We start from the raw sequence: 812 nt of genomic DNA, 5'->3' as shown, positions 1-812 counted from the left end.
GAAAAACGAATCCAAGTCAGACCATTTCAAATGGTTCGATGTCTGCCCGGATGCGACACATCTGGTGTGTCCATCCTCGCAGTATCCGGTTCTCAAGGTGCACGCCTGCGCTGGTTCCCGGTTCGACCGGGCCGCGCGGCAAGGAGATATATTGCCAGACCGGAGGGGCCCCGGGGGCGGGAATCACGCACTCCATATTTTGTTCACAAATGAACCAGAGGGCCCTGGAATCCGACAGGGTCTAATCGACGATCATATATCTCAGACAGACCGTATGACCTCGGTGTTTATGCTGTCCGATGTATACGTATCGGTTATATACCCAAACCAGAATTAAATAGCACCTAGGAGATAGATTGCGACGGTTCCCCTTATAAAGCCTTTACGCGACAAAGGACCCCGCCAGACAGCGCTGGAGCCCCATTAGTGTGCAATCCTAGCCGAAAGACGTGAAACGCGAGAAAAGATTGATTTGTAATCTAAATTGGCAGATCCATCTAGGAAATACGCAACCAGCCAAAGGAGCGTTCCTAAGTGCGGACTGTAAAGAACGAGTCCCAAAAACAGGCCTCGAAAAGAATCAACCCACTTCATATGCTATTGCGACTTCAGAATAAAGAAATCAACTATCTAGAGCCACGGATCAATACAAACGCAAAAAAGGGGGAGGCCGCGAGGCCTCCCCCTTCTCGATTCTCGATGACGGCTCGGTGCCGTCCACCGGTCAGCGGCGCCCTGGCCTCCCACGGGCTGGCCCCGCAGTACTCTCGGCGCGATGGGGCTTAGCTTCCGGGTTCGGAACGGGACCGGGC

Annotated in this window: 1 rRNA gene; it reads right to left on the bottom strand. The window is 53.6% G+C overall.

Going from position 1 to position 812, the window contains the following annotated elements:
• Positions 1-722: 722 nt before the first annotated feature.
• Positions 723-812: ribosomal RNA gene (gene rrf, locus ACTQ1S_RS09350) — 5S ribosomal RNA — on the bottom strand; the annotation flags it as partial.

It is taken from the genome of Collinsella sp. LCP21S3_D3, assembly GCF_052118305.1.
Lineage (GTDB): Bacteria > Actinomycetota > Coriobacteriia > Coriobacteriales > Coriobacteriaceae > Collinsella.
Note: the sequence above shows the minus strand (reverse complement) of the source record. Positions and strands in the feature narration are given on the sequence as shown.